The 21,828-nt window shown below is 42.9% G+C and carries 20 protein-coding genes and 1 other annotated feature; of the genes, 18 read left to right on the top strand and 2 right to left on the bottom strand.

Features of this window, described 5'->3' with window-relative positions:
* Positions 1-33 precede the first annotated feature (33 nt).
* Positions 34-501: a phosphate-starvation-inducible PsiE family protein gene (locus tag OP489_RS07970; RefSeq protein WP_266161436.1), complete on the bottom strand. Its 468-nt coding sequence runs from the start codon at positions 499-501 to the stop codon at positions 34-36.
* A gap of 454 nt (positions 502-955) precedes the next feature.
* Between OP489_RS07970 and OP489_RS07965 the strand changes: the two genes are divergently transcribed.
* The 16 genes from OP489_RS07965 (at position 956) to OP489_RS07890 (ending at position 17,124) form a co-directional block, all read left to right on the top strand.
* Positions 956-1,840 (top strand): DMT family transporter, encoded by an 885-nt coding sequence (locus OP489_RS07965; protein ID WP_266161435.1) that lies wholly within the window; start codon positions 956-958, stop codon positions 1,838-1,840.
* 299 nt (positions 1,841-2,139) lie between these two features.
* On the top strand, positions 2,140-3,435 hold the full coding sequence (locus OP489_RS07960) for a murein hydrolase activator EnvC family protein (RefSeq protein WP_266161434.1): 1,296 nt from the start codon (positions 2,140-2,142) through the stop codon (positions 3,433-3,435).
* Between the two features lie 134 nt (positions 3,436-3,569).
* Positions 3,570-4,913 (top strand): hypothetical protein, encoded by a 1,344-nt coding sequence (locus OP489_RS07955; protein ID WP_266161432.1) that lies wholly within the window; start codon positions 3,570-3,572, stop codon positions 4,911-4,913.
* A gap of 30 nt (positions 4,914-4,943) precedes the next feature.
* Positions 4,944-5,648: a response regulator transcription factor gene (locus OP489_RS07950; protein ID WP_266161431.1), complete on the top strand. Its 705-nt coding sequence runs from the start codon at positions 4,944-4,946 to the stop codon at positions 5,646-5,648.
* A gap of 30 nt (positions 5,649-5,678) precedes the next feature.
* Complete coding sequence (locus OP489_RS07945) at positions 5,679-7,148, top strand: sensor histidine kinase (RefSeq protein WP_266161430.1); 1,470 nt, start codon at positions 5,679-5,681, stop codon at positions 7,146-7,148.
* The gene (locus OP489_RS07940; RefSeq protein ID WP_266161429.1) at positions 7,149-8,099 is read left to right on the top strand and encodes a DUF1385 domain-containing protein; all 951 of its coding nucleotides are present in this window, start codon (positions 7,149-7,151) and stop codon (positions 8,097-8,099) included.
* Positions 8,096-8,944, top strand: a complete 849-nt coding sequence (prmC, locus tag OP489_RS07935) for a peptide chain release factor N(5)-glutamine methyltransferase (protein ID WP_266161428.1) — start codon at positions 8,096-8,098, stop codon at positions 8,942-8,944. Before OP489_RS07940 ends, prmC begins: the two co-directional genes overlap by 4 nt.
* 119 nt (positions 8,945-9,063) lie before the next feature.
* Complete coding sequence (recA, locus tag OP489_RS07930) at positions 9,064-10,194, top strand: recombinase RecA (RefSeq protein WP_266161427.1); 1,131 nt, start codon at positions 9,064-9,066, stop codon at positions 10,192-10,194.
* A 38-nt stretch (positions 10,195-10,232) separates the two neighbouring features.
* On the top strand, positions 10,233-10,877 hold the full coding sequence (locus OP489_RS07925; RefSeq protein ID WP_266161426.1) for a regulatory protein RecX: 645 nt from the start codon (positions 10,233-10,235) through the stop codon (positions 10,875-10,877).
* Positions 10,840-12,186, top strand: a complete 1,347-nt coding sequence (rimO, locus tag OP489_RS07920) for a 30S ribosomal protein S12 methylthiotransferase RimO (RefSeq protein ID WP_266161425.1) — start codon at positions 10,840-10,842, stop codon at positions 12,184-12,186. Before OP489_RS07925 ends, rimO begins: the two co-directional genes overlap by 38 nt.
* Positions 12,183-12,755, top strand: coding sequence for a CDP-diacylglycerol--glycerol-3-phosphate 3-phosphatidyltransferase (gene pgsA, locus OP489_RS07915; protein ID WP_266161424.1), 573 nt, complete (start codon positions 12,183-12,185; stop codon positions 12,753-12,755). The genes rimO and pgsA overlap by 4 nt, the downstream gene beginning before the upstream one ends.
* Positions 12,756-12,842: 87 nt before the next feature.
* Positions 12,843-13,742, top strand: coding sequence for a tyrosine-protein phosphatase (locus tag OP489_RS07910; RefSeq protein WP_266161423.1), 900 nt, complete (start codon positions 12,843-12,845; stop codon positions 13,740-13,742).
* Positions 13,743-13,792: 50 nt separating this feature from the next.
* Positions 13,793-13,994 (top strand) — a binding site (T-box leader).
* Between the two features lie 57 nt (positions 13,995-14,051).
* Positions 14,052-14,726: a serine O-acetyltransferase EpsC gene (gene epsC / locus OP489_RS07905; protein ID WP_266161422.1), complete on the top strand. Its 675-nt coding sequence runs from the start codon at positions 14,052-14,054 to the stop codon at positions 14,724-14,726.
* 39 nt (positions 14,727-14,765) lie between these two features.
* A complete protein-coding gene (gene cysS / locus OP489_RS07900) occupies positions 14,766-16,175 on the top strand; it encodes a cysteine--tRNA ligase (RefSeq protein ID WP_266161421.1) in 1,410 nt (469 codons plus the stop codon).
* 27 nt (positions 16,176-16,202) lie between these two features.
* The gene (ybaK, locus tag OP489_RS07895; RefSeq protein WP_266161420.1) at positions 16,203-16,700 is read left to right on the top strand and encodes a Cys-tRNA(Pro) deacylase; all 498 of its coding nucleotides are present in this window, start codon (positions 16,203-16,205) and stop codon (positions 16,698-16,700) included.
* 28 nt (positions 16,701-16,728) lie between these two features.
* Entirely contained in the window at positions 16,729-17,124 is a 396-nt protein-coding gene (locus OP489_RS07890; protein ID WP_266161419.1) for a hypothetical protein, read from the top strand.
* Between the two features lie 52 nt (positions 17,125-17,176).
* Here OP489_RS07890 and OP489_RS07885 read toward each other — a convergent pair whose 3' ends face one another.
* A complete protein-coding gene (locus tag OP489_RS07885) occupies positions 17,177-17,692 on the bottom strand; it encodes a phosphatase PAP2 family protein (RefSeq protein ID WP_266161417.1) in 516 nt (171 codons plus the stop codon).
* Between the two features lie 166 nt (positions 17,693-17,858).
* On the opposite strand from OP489_RS07885, the gene malQ reads away from it, so the two are divergent.
* On the top strand, positions 17,859-19,376 hold the full coding sequence (gene malQ / locus OP489_RS07880; RefSeq protein WP_266161416.1) for a 4-alpha-glucanotransferase: 1,518 nt from the start codon (positions 17,859-17,861) through the stop codon (positions 19,374-19,376).
* Positions 19,363-21,693: a glycogen/starch/alpha-glucan phosphorylase gene (locus OP489_RS07875; protein WP_266161415.1), complete on the top strand. Its 2,331-nt coding sequence runs from the start codon at positions 19,363-19,365 to the stop codon at positions 21,691-21,693. Before malQ ends, OP489_RS07875 begins: the two co-directional genes overlap by 14 nt.
* Positions 21,694-21,828 lie beyond the last annotated feature (135 nt).

Below are 21,828 nucleotides of genomic sequence, written 5' to 3'. Positions count from 1 at the left end.
GAAAGGTGCTTTCTGCTTTTCGTTTTAGAAAAATTAGACGGGATGATCGGGTCCTTCATTCGGGGCGGAAGGATGAAGCTCCTCGTGCATCTGAGAATCCTCCATGGCCTTGCGCTTATCTTTTTCGCAGATGCCAAAGGTCACAACAAAAAGATATTTACGAATGGCGAAAAGTCCTGCAACCGCAATTACACCGACCAGATTATCGAGTGCGCTGTGATGATAAATAATAATCTGCCGGGCAACTGCAAACAGCAAAACGTCTAAAACTGCAGCAGGTGTTTGGCGGACTAGCATTTTTACAAATTCCAGCCCTACAACCATTGACATAATGTTTGCAAAGAAAGTTTCAAATTTAGATTGGTCTACATCACCGTTTGTAAATATATAGACGGCCATATGAAAAATTCCCATGGAAACAGCTGCAATGATGATAAGAGACGTAGCGATTTCGAGCAGATGGCTTAATTTTGAGATAATGGGGCGCATTTTTTCCCGCATGAGAAATAACTCCTTTTCAAATATCTTTTATCATTAGGATTTGCTTTGTGCCGATTGCCAAAAGTAAAAATCCAAGCGCATTATGCATTATTTAGATATGCACAAAATTTTCTTCTAATTTTCAAATCAGAAGTACAAAATTATTATAACAGACACGCCTCAAAAGACGCAAGAATTTTTTAAAAATTTTCAAAAACTGTTTTAAAAAAAGAAAATTTGCAGAATTATCTACCTTAAAGCACAAATAAATGCATAAATTAAAAAAAATTTTCATAGTCAGGAACTTCTATGAAGAAATATGGGGAAAGTCAGAAAAAAGATTTGATTTCTTTAATGAAAATCTTTTATAATTAAGATATAAATTAAGGAGAGAGAAGCGTTTTTGTTGAAAAAGGGTTATATTTACATTCTGCTGACGACATTGATTTTTAGTTCTATGGAAGTCATTTAGAAAATGACTGGTGGGGTTTTCCATCCACTGCAGATTACGGCACTGCGCTTTTTTATCGGTGGGTTGGTGCTGATTCCTTTTGCTGTGCGGATACTTAGACAAAATCATATTACGTTACAAGGAAAAGATATTTTGCGCTTTGCTGGATTAGGATTTTTAGGGATGTTCCTTTCCATGAACCTTTATCAGATGGCAGTACAGGAGACAAAGGCGTCTGTTGTGGCAGTACTTTTCAGCAGCAATCCAATCTTTGTGACAATCTTAGCATTCTTTTTGTTGCGTGAACCGATTCGTAAACATCATGTGCTGGCACTGATCCTCGATATGATTGGAATTGTTGTCATTATAGACCCATTTCATAATACATTAAGTCCTTTGGGAATTGCTTTGAGTCTAGGAGCAACCCTGCTTTTCGCATTTTATGGGGTTCTTGGAAAGCGCAGTTGTGCCCGCTTTGGGGGAGTAGTGGTTACCTGCATGAGCTTTTTACTGGGCAGTGCTGAAATGTTTCTTATGATGGGCATTACTCATATTCCAGCGGTGGCTCAATCGGCACAGCAGGCAGGACTGGGAAAACTTTTTGCAAATATTCCATTCTTTAGTGGGATCACTTTGTCTGTTTTGCCGTTGTTCCTCTTTATTTGTATTGTTAATACCGGGATTGGCTTTGCATGCTATTTTAAAGCTATGGAAATGACAAGTGCCCATGAAACTTCCCTTGTGTTTTTCTTTAAACCGATTATTGCACCGCTTTTCGCATTGGCAATTCTTGGAGAAGAGATTTCTCTGTCGATGATGATTGGGATCGTTTTCATCCTTCTTGGATCACTTTCTTCAATTCTGCCGGCACTCTTAAGTATTCGGAAAAAAGAGCAGGTTGATTCTTAAAATAGTACAGAGAAAATAAAGCGTGAAATGGTTTTAAAAGCGAATTGGTACTTTTGCTATTATTCGTAAGGACTTTTTGTGGCTTTTGCAAATAAAGCTAAATTTTGTCGAAATAGTTTCAAAATAATCACAAAAAGTAACAAAAAAATTATGATTGTTCTCTATGGGAATAATAATAACAGCAAATTATAGTATTATGTAAAACAAAATAGACAATTATTTTTATGTTGATTTTACTTGAAATATTCCACTTTCCACTTGAGAATCATCAGTTTAAATGAAAGAGAGGTCTTTTTGCAATGAATCAAAATCAGCATCGCCCAATGCGGACGATCATTGCCTTTCTAATTGCGTCGACTATGGCGTTTACCCCTTGCTTGACAGCTTTTGCAGAGGATACCGGTGATACAACAGATCTGGATGCTTTGCGTCAACAACAGCAAACATATGCTGCCCAAAAAGCAGATAATGATTCGAAAATTGCCTCTTTAAAAGAAGATCAGAGTCAAAAAGAAGCATACCAGCAGACATTACTTGATCAGAAACGTATTGTAGAAGATCAGATTTCTACCAGTATTGCTCAAATTGATGCGTTAGACAAGCAGATTAAAGACAAAGAGGCTGAGATCTCAGATAAGCAGACGGCGGTCAACGGAGATATTTCTCTTTTAAAAGAGCGCCTTTATGCACTTTATGTTTCCGGAGAAGCCAGCAATATGGAAATTTTGCTTTCTTCGCAGAGCCTTAATGACCTTTCAGATAAGATCGAAGCACTGCAGATGGTTACAAAGCACGACACGGATTTGATTGATCGGCTAAAAGGAGAACTTTCAGATGTTGAAGCCGCAAAACAGACCGTCGAATCGGACAAGCAGGAAGCGACGAATGCGAAAACGGCTTTGGATCAGCGTCAGCAAGAACTAACGCAGCTTTCGAATGAAACAGGGGAAGCAATTCAGCAGATTAGTTCTTCTGCCTCCTCTCTGGAAGATCAAAATGCACAGTTAGCTCAGAAAGAGGCAGAAGCAGCGGCAGCGATTGATAGCTGGATGGCAAATTATTATGCACAGCAACAAACCAAATCTCAGACGAATAACGACAATACATATCAAAACGGATCCGGTGATTCAGCTCAAGGCTCTGATAATAACAACAATACTTCCGGGAATCAGGGGAATTCTTCCAGCAGTGGCCTAATTTGGCCGGCACCCTCTGCTCATACAATTACGACTGGATTTGAATATCGCTGGGGTGCTTTCCATAACGGCTATGATCTTTCTGATTCTGGTGTCTATGGGACCAGCATTGTAGCGGCGGCAAGTGGCACGGTAGCTTATGTTTCCTCCGGTTTTGGAGACGGATACTATGGCTGTACGGATGGCGGCGGATATGGAAACTACGTCATTATCGATCACGGGAATGGGCTTTCCACTTTGTATGGTCATATGAAGTCTGTTTCGGTTAGTGTTGGACAAAGTGTTTCTCAGGGACAAGTAATCGGAGCCCTTGGGACAAGCGGCAGCAGTACCGGACCGCATCTGCATTTTACCGTTTATAAAAATGGTTCTGCGGTGGATCCTGGAAATTATATTTAATCTAAATTGGTTTTAAAAGGACCGGGCAATTTAGCCCGGCCTTTTTTTGAATTTTATCGGTGTTTTGTATCTTTCCATATCGCGAAAATCATGGTATAATTTTAAGGACAATTTGAATGAAGGGAGATCGGAGTATGAAAAAAAGAATTGCTATTTTAGCCGTTTCCCTTTGCTTTTTACTTTCCGGCTGTTCCTTTCCGGCGTTGGACCCTCAGAATCTGATGACACCGCCGCGCCCAACAGGAGAACGGGCACAGATTCATGACCTTTTGACGCAAGAGGCAGGCTCCAATGTTACCTTGAGCTATCCTGGAGCGGGCGATTATCGATCTGCCATTTTGCTTCATAATATTTTGGGGGATGGCAGCGAAGAAGCAATGGCTTTTTATAAAACTCCTTCCGATACAAATGATGGAAGCAAGGCCATTTCCGGAACGAATCTGCTCTTTATGACAGAGAAAGACGGAAAATGGGAATTGGCCGGAAAGTTTCAGAATGCAGCTTCTCATGTGGATCGTGTGTGCTTTGGCGATTTGGATGGCGATGGAATAGACGAGGCCATTGTCGGCTGGGGCGACAGTACGGCGGGCCTAAGTAATTTAACCGTTTATTCTGGAAAAAGCGGAAAGATCACAGAAGAAAAATTGAGCCAAACTTATAATGAACTGATTGTTCAGGATTTTGATGGGGATGGTATTGATGAACTGATGACCATTTCAATGAATCCGCATCAGCCAATTGTTGCTTCTCTGTTTCGGCTAAAAGATGGTGCAATGCAGATGATGGATAGTATAAAGTTGGATTCCAGTGTTTCTGCAATTACGAATGTGATTACCGGAGATATCAGTGCAGGACAAAAAGGTGTCATTTTGGACGGGACCATGAGTAATAATATGATCACCGAGATCCTTTACTGGGATGCAAAGGATCAGGCTTTGATGGCTCCGCTTTACGAGACAAATACGATGAAAAACTCGGCATTGCGCAGCGTCACCGTTTCCAGTCAGGATGTCGATGGGGATGGTTTGCCGGAGGTTCCATTTGTCAGTTTGCTGCCCGCCTATGTGGGACAGAGTTCTGACGATGTAGGCAATTTGATTTCCTGGCAGAAATATGATAGCTCTAAAGGGATTTTTACGCAGGCACAGCTGATGGTTCGAAACTCGAGCGATGGGTATTCTTTTTCTCTACCGGATTCATGGAGTAAAAATGTAACGACAGAGAGAACCTATGACAGAAGTCTCACTTTTTACGAATTAGATCGGCAGAAGGAAGATTCTCGGGGAGATGCACTTTTAACGATTCGGGCTTTTTCACAGGCGGATTGGGACAATCAGAATGGGACGCAAGGATATACCCAATTCGAAAAAAATGGAGATCTGGTATTGGCAGTTACTTGTCCGCAAACACAGTCATCTCTGCGAATTTCTGTTTCAGAAGCTCTGGGACGAATGAAGCTTTTGGACAATGGCGGTTGAGAACGGAGAGACGATATTGGAGGAATTAGTATGAAAAGAATTTTGGTAGCCGAAGATGAACAGGCAATCCGCGAGTTTGTTGTCATTAATCTCAAACGCGCCGGATATGAGGTGTGGGAAGCTGAAAATGGAGACCAGGCACTGGAAGTTTACCAGCAAAATGACGGAAATTTTGATGTCGCAGTTCTGGATATTATGATGCCGGGGGATCATGATGGGCTTTCTGTCTGCAAAGAGCTGCGCAAATCAAATGGGACGATTGGCATTATTCTTCTTACTGCGCGTACGCAGGAGATGGATAAGGTCAGTGGATTAATGATGGGAGCAGACGATTATGTGACAAAGCCATTTTCTCCTAGTGAACTGGTTGCTAGAGTGGATGCAATTTATCGCAGAGTGGCATTGGCCAAAAATCGGACGGAAGAAAATTTCAAGGAAGAGCTGCATTCCGGAGAATTTGCACTCAACCTGCGCAGCCGTACCTTGTTAAAAGGACAGCGCCCGATTGAGCTGACACAGGTAGAATTTCAGATTATGGAGTTCTTTTTCAGCCATCCGCAGGAAGCATTGGATCGTTCTGAGATTTTGAAGCATGTCTGGGGAGAAGCTTATTATGGAGAGGAAAAAATTGTCGATGTAAATATTCGGCGTCTTCGTATGAAGGTGGAAGATGAACCGAGTAATCCGAAACATATTATAACGGTCTGGGGCTTAGGATATAAATGGGAAGCCTAAAAGATTTGATTCGAGAAAGAGATGCGCTCAGTGAAGAAGAAAAACGCTTTCAGCAATAATGCGAACGGAATTGCGCGCAGATGGATTCTGAACAGCTTAGGCATCATTGTATTGATCTTTGTGGCGTTTATTATTATCTTGTCGGTGGGAGTGCGCAGTTATATCTATAACAGCATTCAAACGACGCTTGATGGACGCAGCGGAGAATTAACCAATGTATTTGCTGATTATGGCAGACGCTCTGCAGAAGAGTTCAGTACAGCTGCACGTAAATATGTAGAGAATTTTCCCGAAAAAGAGAATATGGAATTGATGGTCCTTAATTCTAACGGAAAGATCATTATTACGAGTGTTGGATTTGCGCCGGATCAAAAACAGCCAATGCCGGATTATGATTCGGCACTAAGTGATCCCAACGGTTACGGTACCTGGACGGGTTCCCTTTCTAGCGGAGAAAAGATTTTGGCGGTTACCCGTGTTATGCATAATGATGATGGGAATACGGTGGGCGCGATTCGTTATGTGGTATCTTTGGAAAATGCGGACCGACAAGTCTTTTTAATGGTCTGTATTCTAATCTTAATTGGACTTGTAATTATCTGCTTTGTAGTCATTTCCAGTTCGTATTTTATGCAGTCGATTTTGGAACCGATTCGGGAAATCAGCGCTACGGCAAAAAGAATTGCACAAGGTGATTTTAAAGCCAGAATTACTGCTCCTCATGAGGAAGATGAGTTAGGGCAGCTTTGTGAAACCATCAACGATATGGCGCAGGAACTGGGAACTTCGGAACGGCTCAAAAACGATTTTATTTCTTCCGTTTCTCACGAATTGAGAACACCTCTGACGGCTATTCAGGGATGGGCAGAGACACTTCAGAGCGGTGGCCTTGATCAAGAATCATTCAATAAGGGCATGGATGTTATCATTCATGAATCGGAACGCCTTTCTGGAATGGTAGAGGAATTGCTCGACTTCTCCAGAATGCAGTCCGGTAGAATGACTCTTGTGATGGATAAAATCGATATTTTGGCAGAGCTTGGCGAAGCCGTTTATATGTTTAGTGAACGTGCAAAAAATGAACATAAATTTTTGCTGTATGAAGAACCGGAAATGCTTAGCCCTGTTCTCGGAGATATTAACCGTCTGCGACAAGTGTTTGTCAATGTAATTGACAATGCACTTAAATATACATCGGAGGGTGGAACGGTGAATATTTCTGCCACCGAAACCGATGGATTTATTCAGGTAATTATCAGCGATAATGGCTGTGGAATTCCAAAAAAAGATTTGCCGAATGTTAAAAAGAAATTTTATAAAGCAAATCAGACTGTCCGCGGGAGCGGCATAGGGCTTGCCCTTGCTGATGAGATTATGCGCCTGCATTCCGGCAGTTTGGAGATCGAATCACAGGAGGGGCAGGGGACTGCCGTAACCATTACGATTCCAACGCTTCAGAAGTTGGAACGCCATGTGGAAGAAGAAAGGAATCTTTCCTAAATGAATAAAAAAGCAAAATGCTATACTTCGATTGGAGGGGAAGCTTTGATCGAAGGAATCTTGATGCGCGGCCCCAAGAGAATTGAAGTCTCAGTACGTACACCTGATGGAATCATTGACAGCGAAGAGTTGCACTATCAGCCGCTGCGGCAAAAATATCCAATTTTAAAAGCACCAATTTTAAGAGGAGTTGCGTCTTTTATCGAGAGTATGTCCATGAGCTTTCAGGCGCTCAATATGGCCGCAGATAAATCCGGTATGACGAATACGGAAGAGGAAAGTAAATTTGATCATTGGCTCGAATCTCATTTTGGAGAGAAAACGAGCAATTTGATCATGACGATTGGCATGATTTTAGGATTTGTTTTGGCAGTTGTGCTTTTTATCCTTCTGCCTTCGGTCCTTTTTAATCTCTTTCAAAAAGGGGCAGGAGAAGGAATCGCTCCATGGAGAAGTCTCGTTGAAGGGATCTTTCGAATTCTGATCTTTTTAATTTATCTGATTTTATGCAGTCACCAAAGTGACATTCATCGGATGTTTCGTTACCACGGGGCAGAACATAAAACTATTTTTTGCTATGAGCATGGATTGCCATTAACCGTAGAAAATGTGAGAAAACAAAAAAGGTTTCACCCGCGCTGCGGTACCAGTTTTATGGTGCTGATGATTTTGGTGGGAATTATAATCGGTTTCTTTATTCCGTTTACCAATCCATTTTTGCGGACATTCGTAAAATTGCTGTGCATTCCGCTTGTAATGGGACTTGGCTTTGAATTGATTCGTCTCTGCGGATTTTATGATAATCTCTTTACCAGAATCGTAGCGGCACCGGGCCTTTGGATGCAGCGCATTACGACAAAAGAGCCGGATGACTCGATGATTGAAGTCGCTATCACGGCGATGAAAGCAGTCATTCCTGGAAACGGTGAAGATATGGTGGAAGTAAGATGACGAACCGGGAAGCATATCGAAAAGCAAAATCAATTTTAGAAAAGGCAGGAAAAGACAGCCCGGCTTTTGATGCCGCCTGCCTTTGTGAAAAATTCCTGGGGCTTTCTAGAGAGCAGCTGCTGATTTCCGGCGAAGCGGCCGCAGACCCCGATGGGGTCAAAGCACTGCTTTCGGCGGCACAGTCTCGTGCCGCTGGGCGGCCGCTGCAATATCTTTTGGGAGAATGGGAGTTCTTAGATCTCAGACTGAAAGTTGGAGAAGGTGTTCTTTGCCCTCGGGAGGAAACCGAAGAACTTGTGCGTGCTGCTGCAGAACGGATTCCTCAAAATGGACGTGTGCTGGACCTTTGTGCCGGAACTGGAGCTGTAGGGTTGGGACTTGCCTCTTTGCGCTCGGATCTCAAAGTCCTTTGCGGAGAAAAATTCCCGAAAGCATTTTCTTACCTTTTACAGAATACAAAAAGGTATCCCAACTATCAGGTGGAAGCCTGTCAGATGGACCTTTTTTCAAAAGAAGATGCCAAAAGAGTAGGAATCCTGAACGGACTTTTATGTAATCCTCCTTATGTCCGTTCTGCGGAAATTGCAGGCCTTCAGCCGGAAGTGCAGCAAGAGCCCCGTACCGCGTTGGATGGCGGAGAAGACGGCTTGCTTTTCTATCGCGCGTTATGCAGCATTTGGGTGCCGCAGGTTGCACCAAATGGAGTGGTTGCTGTTGAAATCGGCGAAGAAGAAGGACAAGCTGTTCTGAACCTTTTTCAAAAATCCAGTCTGCAGAATCTACACCTTCTACAGGACTTTAATGAACTTCCTAGAGTTGTGGTTGGAATTGTTCCAAATTTGTAAATAAGTTACGAATATTTGTTCGAAATGTTGATTTTTAATCTCTTTTCAAGTATACTTAAAAAGATAAAATATGAGGAAGAGTTCCCATTGCGGACTTGTGAAAAGGAGAATGATTATATATGGCAACGGATAAAAATACTGCACTGCAAACTGCGTTGGCACAGATTGAAAAACAGTTTGGCAAAGGAGCTGTTATGCGTCTGGGCCAAAATGAAGCGATGCATGTAGAGGCAATTCCGACCGGTTCCCTTTCGCTGGATTTAGCATTGGGAATCGGCGGACTTCCCCGTGGCAGAATTGTGGAGATCTATGGACCTGAAAGCTCCGGTAAGACAACCTTAGCCTTACATTGTATTGCAGAGGGACAAAAGGCCGGCGGCAATGCAGCATTTATTGATGTAGAACATGCACTTGATCCGATTTATGCGGCGGCTTTGGGAGTCGATGTCGACAGCCTTTTGGTTTCGCAGCCGGATACCGGCGAACAGGCATTGGAGATTACAGAGGCCTTGGTACGTTCCGGTGCAATCGATGTGATTGTCGTAGACTCTGTGGCTGCATTGGTGCCACGCGCTGAGATCGAAGGCGAAATGGGCGACAGCCACGTTGGACTGCAGGCGCGCTTGATGAGCCAGGCTTTGAGAAAGCTTGCAGGAGCAATCAGCAAATCAAACTGTGTAGCGATTTTTATTAACCAGCTGCGCGAAAAAGTTGGCGTTGTTTACGGAAATCCAGAGGTCACTCCCGGTGGTCGTGCTCTGAAGTTTTATTCTTCCGTACGAATCGATATCCGCAAGATTGAGACACTGAAAAATGGTACGGAACAGGTTGGTTCCCGCACTCGTGCAAAAGTGGTAAAGAATAAGATTGCACCGCCATTTCGTCAGGCTGAATTCGATGTTATGTATGGACAAGGCATTTCCAAAGAGGGAGAACTGGTCGACCTTGCCGTAAAACTGGATATTATCCATAAGAGCGGCTCCTGGTTTTCTTATCAGGATCAGCGCCTTGGTCAAGGACGCGATAATGTAAAGAAATATTTTCTCGACAATCCGGAATTTGCGGCAGATATTGAGAAGCAGATTCGGGAACATGCAGATCAGCTTTATGCTCGAACAGTGCCGGTAAGAGCGTCAGCCGCACATCCGGTTGAAGTTACCCCCGCTGCTGAGAAGGATGAGACCCAAAACAACGAGAAAAAGACAGCTTCTCGTGGAAAGCCAACCAATATTGATATTGAAGCTGACTAAGAGCTTAAACTTTTTCATTGGAAAGAGGTTTCGTACGATTGGAACTGACAGCGATGGAGCCGCGTCGACATCGAAAGACCGCACTGTTTTTTGATGGGGAATTTGCATTGAACATTGATACCGAAACACTTTTGAGATCCGGTTGGAGATTGGGACAGGAAATTTCTGATGAAGAACTGCATGCACTGATCGAAACGGGAAAAGAACATCAAGCTAATGAAAAAGCACTTTACCTTTTGGAACATCGCAGTCATTCTAAAAAAGAATTGGCCGATAAGATTGCGAGAACGGTGGATCGGGATGCGGCTCAAAAAGCTGTTGATCATATGGAAGAGCTGGGTCTTTTGGATGACCGGGATTTTGGAATCCGCTATGCAAAAGAACTCTTTCGCAAAGGATATGCCAGACGAAGAGTGATGCTTGAGCTTTCCCGAAAAGGAATCAGTCAGGAACTGATTGAAATGATTCTGGAAGAAAATACGCCGGATCCTAATGAACAGATTGCAAAAATTTTACAAAAACGATATCAAAATTTGAATGATGAGAAAATTCACCGCAGAGCATATGCTGCGCTGCAGCGAATGGGATATGAGACCGATGAAATCCGCACAGCGCTGCGGGAGGCGGTTAATGAGGAGGAAATCGATGGCGAATTCCATAGGAATGGTGAATCTGGGCTGTGATAAGAACCGGATTGATGGGGAAATTATGCTGGCATCCCTTGCAAAAGCCGGTTGGGAGATACGGGAGAATGCAGCTTGCTGTGATGTTGCAGTTGTCAATACCTGCGGCTTTATCAAAGATGCAAAGCAGGAAAGCATCAACGAGATTCTGGAATTGGCACAGGCTAAAAAAGCCGGAAAGGTACGGGCAATCGTTGTGACCGGCTGTCTTGCAGAGCGGTATCAGAAAGAAATTTTGCAGGAACTTCCGGAATGTGATGCGGTCTGCGGAATCGGCGCAGATGGACAAATTGATGCAGTCTGCAGAAAAGTCCTTTTAGGAGAGAAGACTTCTCTTTTTCCAGAAAAGACAGAGCTGCCGCTTTGCGGGGTCAGACGTCTGACAACACCTGGTTACTATGCGTACCTGAAAATTGCGGAGGGCTGTGATAATCGCTGTTCTTACTGCGCAATTCCCATGATTCGCGGCAGATACCGCAGCCGTCCTATGGAAAGTATTGAAGAAGAAGCACGTGAATTGGTAAAGAGCGGCGTGAAAGAGCTCATTTTGATCGCACAGGATACGACTCGTTATGGGATCGACCTTGAAGGAAAGCTGCTTCTGCCTCAATTGATGCGCCGCCTCTGTGAAATTGACGGACTCCGTTGGTTGAGGGTTCTTTACTGCTATCCGGACAACCTCACAGATGAACTCCTCGATACAATTCGGGAGGAAAAAAAGATTGTTAAATATCTGGACCTTCCGCTTCAGCATTGCAGTGGCTCAGTCCTGCGTGCGATGCACCGTTATGGAGATCGGGAAAAGCTCACGAAGATGATTTTTAGGATACGGGAAAAAGTGCCTGGGATTACGCTTCGAACCACCTTTATTGTGGGTTTTCCTGGTGAAACAGAAGGAGATTTTGAAGAACTTTGCAGTTTTTCAAAAGAAATTCAGTTTGAACGGATGGGTTGCTTTGCTTATTCTCAGGAAGAGGGGACTGAAGCAGCGGCGCTTTCCGGGCAAATTGAAGAAGACGAAAAGATGCGCCGGCAGGAAATCTTGATGGAAGCGCAAATGAATCGTATGCAGGAGTTGGGCGAAAGTAAAATTGGAGAGCAACTCTTGGTCCTTTGTGAAGGATATGATCAGGAGGAAAAGGCGTTTTTTGGTCGGACACAGTCAGACGCGCCGGAAATTGACGGCAGAGTATGGTTTGAGGTGCCAGGTGAAAGCAATCCGAATGCTGGAGATTTTGTAAAAGTTAAAGTGACAGATTGTGTTGACTGCGATTTAATCGGGGTACTCTCTGAAGGAGGAAATGAATGACACTTCCGAATAAGCTAACAGTGGCAAGAATGGCCATGGTACCGATTTTTGTAGTCTTTTTAATGATACCGGAAATTCCGTTCCACTATTTTGGGGCATGCCTGATTTTTATGGTGGCTTCTTATACCGATCATTTGGATGGTATGATTGCCAGAAAACAGGGCTTAATTACAACCTTCGGAAAATTCATGGATCCTTTGGCGGATAAAGTGTTGATTGTGACAGCGCTTGTATGCTTTGTCCGTTTGGATCTTTGCAGTGTTTGGTTTGTAGTCCTGATTATTGCTCGTGAATTTATGGTGACCGGTGTGCGCTTGGTTGCGGTGGAAGGCGGAAAGGTAATCGCTGCGAATAAATGGGGAAAGCTTAAAACCATCAGCCAGATCATTGCAGTTCTTGTGATTTTGGTTTTTCAGTCGGTGGCACAGTTTCAGCAGTTAAGTGCTGGGACCGTTTTGAGCCTTAACATGATCGGGAACTTTCTTGTAGGAGTCTGTTGCTTTTTCACCCTTCTTTCCGGTGGGATTTATCTCAAAGAAAACTGGAAGATTGTCAGCGAGACAAAATAATAAAAATAATGAGGCTTTCCGAGTAATTGGAATGCCTTTCTTTTTTAAGAATCAAAAAAACTGAGGGAGAACGAAAGGAATGATAGAATGGATATACAAAAAGGAGCATGCGGAATTTTGCATCCGGGGCCAAAAGCGGATTTTAGCCATGCATTAAAGCTTCAGGGCATTTTTAATGCGAGAGATCTAGGCGGATATCAGACCATGGATGGACATACGGTAAAATTCGGAAGGCTTTTGCGCACGGGCAAGCTTTTTTCAGCAACCGAAGAGGATAAAAAGTGCCTTTTTAAATTGTATGGAGTCTCTGTGGCAGTGGATCTGCGCGGTACACCAGAAGTTACAAAGGCACCAGATCCGGATGAACCTGGCTTTCAGTCGATCCATGTGCCGATTTTGCCGGAAGCATGGGCAGAGGCTGGCCTTGAGACAAAAAATAAATCGGGTGATAAAATTGGAAGCTTTGAGAGATTTTTTGCAACTCCGAAAAATGGCATTCAGGGATTGATGGAAGAGGTCGAAAATTTAGGCGATGTAGAGACCCAGATGAAAGGCATTTATTGCGAAATGGTAGAAAATGAAGTTTGCCAAAAAGGATATCACCGCTTTTTTGAAATTTTGCTGCAGCAGCAGGGTGGCCCATTTTTGTGGCATTGTACGGGAGGAAAAGATCGTACGGGAATTGGTGCCATTTTGCTTTTAAGCGTGTTGGGGGTCGATCGTGAAACAATTCTGCAGGATTACCTTCTTACAAACTTTTTTGTAAAGGATCGTGCCGATCAAACGGCGCAGCATGCAGCTCAAAACGGAGCCTCCGAAAAATTGGCCGAGCAGATTCGAATGCTGTTACAGGTTAAGAAAGAATGGGGAAAAGTCGTTCTGACTTCTATCGAAAAAGGGTACGGAACAGTTGAAAGTTATCTGGAACAAGCACTTTTTATTTCTCGCGAAGAACAGCAGGCATTGCGTCGGTGGTATTTGGAATAAAAGTTAGGGGTTTACTTTTGCCTTCAAATTGCATATAATAAGACTATCCACAAAATGCTGAGAACAGAAGAAGTAATGTTTCTTTTACGCATCAGAGAGAAGAAGTCATCGGCTGAAAGCTTCTTTGGCTTAAAAAACATGAAATGCATCTGGGAGCAGGCAGGGGGAAATCCCTGCACGGTCGGGAACCGTTAGTTTCCTCAAAAGAGAAAAATCGGAGTGGAACCGCGACGAAAATTTGCCGCCTCCGTTGCATCAAGTGATTGGTGCGACGGAGGCGTTTTTTTAGAATAGGAGGCTTAATTCCTAATGTTTCGGCAATTAAAGGAAGATTTAGATTCAATTATGGAGAGAGACCCGGCAGCTAGGAATCGTTTGGAAGTTTTCTTTTTGTATTCCGGCTTTAAGGCAGTCCGCTCTTATCGAAAGGCACATTGGCTTTTGGAACATGGACACCCATTTTTGGCAAGGTGGCTTTCTCAGCGCGCTAGGCATAAAACTGGAATCGAGATTCATCCAGGTGCTAAAATTGGCAAAGGGTTGTTTATTGACCATGGGATGGGGGTTGTAATCGGCGAAACTACCGAAATTGGAGATGATTGCACGCTTTATCAGGGAGTCACGTTGGGCGGTACTGGAAAAGATAAGGGCAAACGCCATCCGACTTTAGGGAATAATGTGCTGGTAGGTTCCGGCGCAAAAGTGCTTGGTCCGATGAAAATCGGTGATAATGCTAGGATTGCTGCCGGTGCTGTTGTTTTAAGTGAAGTCCCGGACAATGCTACGGCGGTAGGTGTTCCCGCACGAATTGTGAGAATTTCCGGAGTGCGGCCTACTAATTTGGATCAGGTAAATATCACTGATCCAATCGAACAGGAAATCTGCCGCATGCAGGCACAGATGGGACATCTACAGAAAAAGGTGAATTGTTTATCAAAAGATTCTTTAAAAAAGGAAGAAACTGTCAGCCAAAAACGTTCTTGATTTGTAGCTGACTGAATCATTAATAAAAGGAGAAGCATTATGAGGATTTATAATACGCTGACGCGCCAAAAGGAAGAGTTCGTTCCGATTACACCGGGAGAAGCAAAAATTTATGCCTGTGGTCCGACGGTCTATAATTATATCCATATCGGAAATGCCCGTCCTATTTGTGTGTTTGATGTTCTGCGCCGCTACCTCGAATATCGTGGCATGAAAGTCACTTTCGTTCAGAATTTTACAGATGTAGATGATAAAATCATCCGTAAAGCAAATGAAGAAAATAGTGACTATTTGACGGTCAGCCGTCGTTATATTGAAGAATATCAAAAAGATGCGGAGGGAATGAACGTCCGTCCGGCAACGATTCACCCGAAGGCAACTGAAAATATCAAAGAAATTCAGTCTATTATTTCCACTTTGATCCAAAAAGGATATGCTTATCCTACCGAAAATGGAGATGTTTATTTTCGCACGCTCAAGGATCCCCAATATGGTAAGCTGAGTCATCAGCCTTTGGAAGATCTGCAGGCGGGAGCAAGAATTGCGACTGGAGAGATCAAAGAAGATGCAATGGATTTTGCCCTTTGGAAGGGTGCAAAGGCAGGAGAGCCTTATTGGGAATCTCCATGGGGACATGGCCGTCCCGGTTGGCATATTGAATGTTCAGCTATGGCGAGACGGTACCTTGGAAAAACCATTGATATTCATTGCGGCGGACAGGACCTGATTTTTCCGCACCACGAAAATGAGATTGCACAAAGCGAATGCTGCAATGGAGTTCCGTTTGCTCATTATTGGATGCATAACGGTTATATCAATGTGGATAACAGAAAGATGAGTAAATCATTGGGGAATTTCTTTACTGTTCGGGAAGTGGCCCAAAAGTTTGGTTATGAACCGATTCGTTATCTGATGGTTTCTTCTCATTACCGTACCCCGATCAATTATAGCATTGATGTGATTGATCAATGCAAAGCGTCATTGGAGCGCCTTTATAATTGCCGGGACAATCTTGAATTCGTGATGAAAAATGCGGTTGCAGAAGAAAAGCCGGAAGAAGCACAGGAAAAGAAAAAACTCGATTCTTATCATACCGCTTTTATTGAAGCAATGGACGATGACCTCAATACCGCAAATGCACTTTCTGCAATTTTTGACCTTGCACGTATTATCAACACGGATTTGAGTGCAGCATCTAATCCCAGTCGCAAATTATGCGAGTATGCACTTGCTCTCTTTAACGAGCTTTGTGGCGTTTTAGGGCTTCTCTATCAGAAAGAAGAGACTGCTGGGGAAGATGATCAGGAGATTGAAGCCCTGGTACAGAAACGTACTGAGGCACGAAAGAATAAAGACTGGAAAACAGCCGATGAGATTCGAGATACGTTAAAAGCACGCGGGATCGTTTTGGAGGATACACCACAGGGAATTAAATGGAAACGTGCCTGAGAAGATTTTTCGCGAAAGGAACAACAGATGGCAAAAAAAGAAGATAAGACGAATGTGATGCGGATTTTAGATCAAAAGAAGATTTCTTATCGTCATTATGTTTATGAAAATAAAGATGGAAAAATTGATGGCATTGCAGTAGCGCAAAAGCTTGGGCAGCCAATCGAACGCGTCTTTAAAACATTGGTAACAAAGGGCGGCAAAGAATATTATGTGTTCGTAGTGCCAGTCGCGGAAGAACTTGATTTGAAAGCAGCAGCGAGAAGTGTTGGCGCAAAGAGCATTGAGATGATCCATGTAAAAGAGATTAACGCGCTGACCGGATATATTCGTGGGGGTTGTTCGCCCATTGGCATGAAGAAGCAGTTTCAAACGGTGTTGGACGAAAGTGCAATGTCACAGGAGACAATTATTGTGAGCGGTGGAAGAATCGGAACGCAGGTAGAACTTGCGCCAAGTGACCTTGTTCGTTTGATCGGAGCGAAAGCAGCGCCAATCTGCATGAAAAAATTGGAAGAATCTTGAGATAATCCACAAAGGGGGGAACTGTTTGATGCCAAAACAAAAAAAGCCGGGGGCAAAGCCTCGGATAAAATCAAAAAGTGCAGCAGCTCAAAAGCAGAACGGAAACCCTTTTGAAGGATTCATCGATGCTTGTGACCGTGTATTGATTCATTATGCAATGAAGAAAAAAGCAGCCGATAATCCGGCAAATAAAACAGAACCTACCGGGGGAGACTGGGGTTATGCGATCCGCGATTTTATTGCCATCGATGGAATTATGGCAATTTTAGTGCTAGCTTCTCTGCGGAATGTTGGGGTTGACCAGATTTTTCCTATCGTCATGGGGATTTTACTGGTGATATTGTTTACACTTGGAATTTTTCGCATGCGGATTCTTCGCCGAAAATTGTCAGAAAAGGATTCAGAAAACGATCATTCCGACTAAATAAAAAAGGGATTGTGCTGAGCAAAATCAGACAATCCCTTTTTATTTTAGATCAATTTTTTGCAGGAAGTTTTAAAAAGTGTAAGGTCAATAACGCACAGAAGAAGCCTAACAAAAGTCCGCCAAGAATATCTGTAGGATAATGTACGAAAAGGTACATTCGTGAAAATGCGATTAAAACCGCAATGATTCCTGCAAAAAATCCAAAATACTTGTTGAGCTTCCATAAAACAACTGCTGCGGCAAAAGAAGTAGCAGAATGGCTGCTGGGAAAAGACCACGAGGTCGGCGCTGGAACCAGAAGGGAAATATTTGGAAAATCCATGCAGGGACGCGGACGCATTGCGATTGGTTTGATAATGAAATTTCCAATTAAAGCAGTGGAGCCGATTGCAATCAATAGGGCAATTCCATATCTGCGGTATTTTGCTTTGATACAAAGCAGAATCCCTATGGCAACCCAAATGAGCCCAAAATTTCCAAGGTGGGTGAAAAAAATCATGGAAGAGTCCATAAAAGCACTGCGATGTGCCTGCAAAAGCATCAGAAAACTGGCTTCCCAATTCATAGATTATAAAATCTCCTTATAGCTTACTTTAACTTTTTCATTTTAACACATTCGTCAAGCAATATTCTGAACATTCCTAGACAATCCGACAGAGAATGTGGTACTCTAATAAAAACAGAAAGACTTTTTAAGAAGAAATTTTTAATGATAAAGGAAGCAAAGTAGGATGAGACGAAAACAAAAGCGACTGCCACGCGGAGCGGGAATCCTTTTGCCAATTTCTGCACTGCCTTCTCCTTATGGAATAGGCACTTTTGGAAAAGATGCCTATCGCTTTATAGATTTTCTCTGCAGTTCTGGATTTTCTTATTGGCAGGTCCTTCCGATCGGGCCAACGAGTTATGGAGACAGCCCATATCAGAGCTTTTCTGCCTTTGCAGGAAATCCTTATTTTATTGATCTCGATTTGTTAATAGAAGAAGGACTTTTAACTTCGGAGGAAGTTTGTCTTGATTGGGGAGATGATCAAAGCCGGGTTGATTATACAAAGCTTTATAAAAATCGTTTCCAAATTTTAAGAAAAGCTTTTTCCCGCAGCCATTATTTTGATTCTCCGGGTTATCACGATTTTTGCGAAGAAGATCCATGGTTGGACGATTACGCGTTTTATATGGCACTTAAGATGTATTTTCATGCAGCTTCCTGGCTTTTATGGCCGGAAGAAATTCGCCGCCGTAATCCTCAGGCACTGGGGAAATACCGAACCTTGCTTTCACAAGAAATAGAGTTCTGGAAATTCTGCCAGTTCTGCTTTTTTCGCCAGTGGACAGCACTTAAAAACTATGCACACGAAAAGGGTGTCCGGATAATTGGAGATCTGCCAATCTATGTTTCTCTCGACAGTGCTGATGTTTGGACACAGCCGGGCTTATTTTGTCTCGATGAAAATTTAAAGCCAAAGGAAGTCGCGGGAGTACCGCCGGACGCATTTAGTGTCACCGGACAGCTTTGGGGAAATCCTCTTTATAATTGGGTGAAAATGGAGGAAGATCATTTTTTTTGGTGGCAGCAGAGAATCAAATTTTCGGCTGCACTTTTTGATGTGATTCGTATGGATCATTTTATTGGAATCACCCGATATTATGCGATTCCTTATGGAGAAAAAACTGCCCAAAATGGACATTGGGAAAAAGGTCCCGGGGAAGCGCTGTTAGAGGCAATTTCGCCTGCCCTTCAGAACAGCAGATTGATTGCAGAAGATCTCGGGGTTGTAGTGCCGACAGTAACGCGTCTTCGAAAAAGTTTTGGGTATCCGGGCATGAAAGTTTTGCAGTTCGCATTTGACAGCGGTCCGAAAAATCCTTATTTGCCCGACCATTACGAGCAGAATTGTGTTGTTTACTGCGGGACCCATGATAATGAGACGATGTCCGGATTCTTTGCCCATCAGAAACCGGAAATCCTGCGCTTTGCAAAATCGTATTTGGGAGTTCACAGCAGAAAAGAACTTAACTGGGCTTGTATTCGAGCAGCTTATGAGAGTACGGCAGATCTTGCGATCATTCAAATGCAAGATTTTTTGAACCTAGGGAATGAAGCACGCATGAATTATCCTTCGACCATTGGCGGAAACTGGTGCTGGCGTCTGAAGAAAGAACAATTGAGTTCAGAATTATCACAAAAACTTTGGTATTATGCTGAACTTTATGACCGTAAAGGAGGCATTTCTAATGAACGCATATGAAGAAACTGTTTTGCAAAATCTTTCGGAGGAAATTCCCGCAGATTTCTCGAAAGCAACGCCAAAAGAAGTTTATATGGCAGTTTCAAAAGCTGTGATGAAACAAATTTTTTCAACTTGGCAGACAAAATCAGAAAGGAAAAAAGCTTGTTATTTTTCGGCTGAGTTTTTGCTTGGAAGAGTGATTCATTCTAACCTTCTAAATATGGGCCTTCTTGAAGAGACGGAAAATTTACTGAGACAGCACAAAATTGATCCGAAAGTATTTGAGAAAGTCGAAGACGACGCATTAGGGAATGGTGGATTGGGACGGCTTGCGGCTTGCTTTTTGGACAGCGGAGCTACTCTTGGAATTTCACTTAATGGGTATGGAATCCGCTATCGCTATGGATTGTTTCGCCAGACTTTTTCTTATGGAGAACAGAAGGAAGAAGCCGATGATTGGCTTGCTTTTGGAGATCCGTGGAGCGTTCGCCGGGAAAATGAGCGGGTACGTGTGGATTTCGGAGAAGAGAGTGTCTGGGCGGTTCCCTATGATATGCCGGTGATCGGATATGGTGGGAAAACAATTAATACGCTGCGTTTATGGCAGTCGGAGCCTTTACATCCATTCGATTTTGAGCTTTTTAATGAGCAAAAATATGAAGAAGCAGTAGCGGAGAAAAATGCAGCAGAAAGAATTTCCAACGTGCTTTATCCAAATGATGATACTGATGAAGGAAAAAGTCTGCGGTTAAAGCAGCAGTATTTCTTTAGCAGTGCATCACTTCAGAGCATCTTAAGGGAATTCAAAAAGTCTTACGCAAACGATTTTAAAAAGCTGCCGGAACAATATGCCATTCAGCTAAATGATACGCATCCGGTTGTTTCGATTCCGGAGCTTTTACGCCTTTTGATAGCAGGCGAAAATCTTTCTTTTTCCGAAGCTTTTTCAATTGTCCAGCAGGTTTTTTCTTATACAAATCATACAATTATGGCAGAAGCATTAGAAAAATGGGATGTGTCGCTCTTCTGTACCGTTTTGCCACAGGTCTATCCATATGTGGTGATGCTGCAAAATCGTCTTCGTCATGAAATCGGAAGTAATTCACAAAGGAATCCGGATGATTACAGTCTGATTGCGGGCGGAAAGGTTCATATGGCAAAGATGGCAGTTTATGCAACGCATTCTGTCAATGGAGTTGCAAAAATTCATACGGAAATATTAAAGAAAAAGACGCTTAAAGAGTGGTATGATCTTTATCCGGAGCGGTTCCATAACGTGACGAATGGTGTGACACAGCGCCGTTGGTTGGCACTATGTAATCGGGAACTTTCTAAATTTATCACCAACCGTATCGGTAACAGCTGGATTACGAATCTTTCTGAGCTTGAAAAATTAGTTCCCTATGCAGACGATCCTGATTCTTTAAAGCAGTTGATGCAGATTAAGAAAGAAAAGAAAAACCAGCTTGCAGATTATGTTTATCGAAAAGATAATTTTGGGCTCAACACTGAAAATATTTTTGATGTTCAGGTAAAGCGTCTTCATGAATATAAACGGCAGCTGCTCAATGCCTTTTCAATTCTGGATCTTTATTACGGATTAAAAGAAGGCCGGATTAAAGATTTTTATCCCACTACTTTTATTTTTGGCGGCAAAGCGGCGCCGGGATATGATCGTGCAAAGGGAATTATCAAATATATTAATGAAATTGCCAATCTTATTAACTATGACGATGCAGTCAATCGGAAGATGCAGGTCGTTTTTGTGAGCAATTATGATGTTTCCTATGCCGAAAAACTGATTCCGGCGGCGGATTTCAGTGAACAGATTTCTACGGCAGGGACCGAGGCAAGTGGAACCAGCAATATGAAATTTATGATGAACGGTGCCGTAACGTTGGGCACTTATGATGGTGCCAATATCGAAATTGTGGAACAGGCAGGGGAAGAGAACAACTATATTTTCGGTGCCCGAGTAGAAGAACTGGAGGCACTTGGAGAGAATTATCATCCCCGTATCTTTTATGAGCGGGAGCCGCGTATTCGTAGAGTGATGGATTCTTTGGTAAATGGTACTGTGACAGATGGCGGCAGCGGCGTTTTTCAGGAATTGTATCGTTCCATTCTAGACGGCGCTTCATGGCATCGGGCAGATTATTATTATCTGCTGCTCGACTTTTTGCCTTATTGTGAGACCCGTTTGCGCGCAAATCAGGATTATCTGAGAGACCGGACGAAATTTACAAGAAAATGCCTTTTGAACATTGCTCATGCTGGAGTGTTTTCCAGTGACCGTACAGTTTCACAGTATGCAAAAGAAATTTGGTATCTTTAATTGATTGGTTTTTTTGCCTTTTCAAAGTAATTTTTATTTTGTCAGATTTGGCAAAATTAGTATAAAATTTTATTGACTTTTTACAAGAAAGTGTTAGAATGAAACGGCTATTGGAAAAGAGAAGCAATATCTAAA

The organism is Caproicibacterium sp. BJN0003 (assembly GCF_026314295.1).
In the GTDB taxonomy this organism is placed as follows: Bacteria; Bacillota; Clostridia; order Oscillospirales; family Acutalibacteraceae; genus Caproicibacterium.
The sequence above is the reverse complement of the archived record's forward strand: the minus strand, read 5'-3'. Positions and strand labels throughout refer to the sequence as shown.

Coding starts and splice junctions, on each gene's coding strand:
- OP489_RS07970 (WP_266161436.1), bottom strand. CDS start 501: ATGCGGGAAAAAATGCGCCCCATTATCTCAAAATTAAGCCATCTGCTC.
- OP489_RS07965 (WP_266161435.1), top strand. CDS start 956: ATGACTGGTGGGGTTTTCCATCCACTGCAGATTACGGCACTGCGCTTT.
- OP489_RS07960 (WP_266161434.1), top strand. CDS start 2,140: ATGAATCAAAATCAGCATCGCCCAATGCGGACGATCATTGCCTTTCTA.
- OP489_RS07955 (WP_266161432.1), top strand. CDS start 3,570: ATGAAAAAAAGAATTGCTATTTTAGCCGTTTCCCTTTGCTTTTTACTT.
- OP489_RS07950 (WP_266161431.1), top strand. CDS start 4,944: ATGAAAAGAATTTTGGTAGCCGAAGATGAACAGGCAATCCGCGAGTTT.
- OP489_RS07940 (WP_266161429.1), top strand. CDS start 7,149: ATGAATAAAAAAGCAAAATGCTATACTTCGATTGGAGGGGAAGCTTTG.
- prmC (WP_266161428.1), top strand. CDS start 8,096: ATGACGAACCGGGAAGCATATCGAAAAGCAAAATCAATTTTAGAAAAG.
- recA (WP_266161427.1), top strand. CDS start 9,064: ATGGCAACGGATAAAAATACTGCACTGCAAACTGCGTTGGCACAGATT.
- rimO (WP_266161425.1), top strand. CDS start 10,840: ATGGCGAATTCCATAGGAATGGTGAATCTGGGCTGTGATAAGAACCGG.
- pgsA (WP_266161424.1), top strand. CDS start 12,183: ATGACACTTCCGAATAAGCTAACAGTGGCAAGAATGGCCATGGTACCG.
- OP489_RS07910 (WP_266161423.1), top strand. CDS start 12,843: ATGGATATACAAAAAGGAGCATGCGGAATTTTGCATCCGGGGCCAAAA.
- epsC (WP_266161422.1), top strand. CDS start 14,052: ATGTTTCGGCAATTAAAGGAAGATTTAGATTCAATTATGGAGAGAGAC.
- cysS (WP_266161421.1), top strand. CDS start 14,766: ATGAGGATTTATAATACGCTGACGCGCCAAAAGGAAGAGTTCGTTCCG.
- ybaK (WP_266161420.1), top strand. CDS start 16,203: ATGGCAAAAAAAGAAGATAAGACGAATGTGATGCGGATTTTAGATCAA.
- OP489_RS07890 (WP_266161419.1), top strand. CDS start 16,729: ATGCCAAAACAAAAAAAGCCGGGGGCAAAGCCTCGGATAAAATCAAAA.
- OP489_RS07885 (WP_266161417.1), bottom strand. CDS start 17,692: ATGAATTGGGAAGCCAGTTTTCTGATGCTTTTGCAGGCACATCGCAGT.
- malQ (WP_266161416.1), top strand. CDS start 17,859: ATGAGACGAAAACAAAAGCGACTGCCACGCGGAGCGGGAATCCTTTTG.
- OP489_RS07875 (WP_266161415.1), top strand. CDS start 19,363: ATGAACGCATATGAAGAAACTGTTTTGCAAAATCTTTCGGAGGAAATT.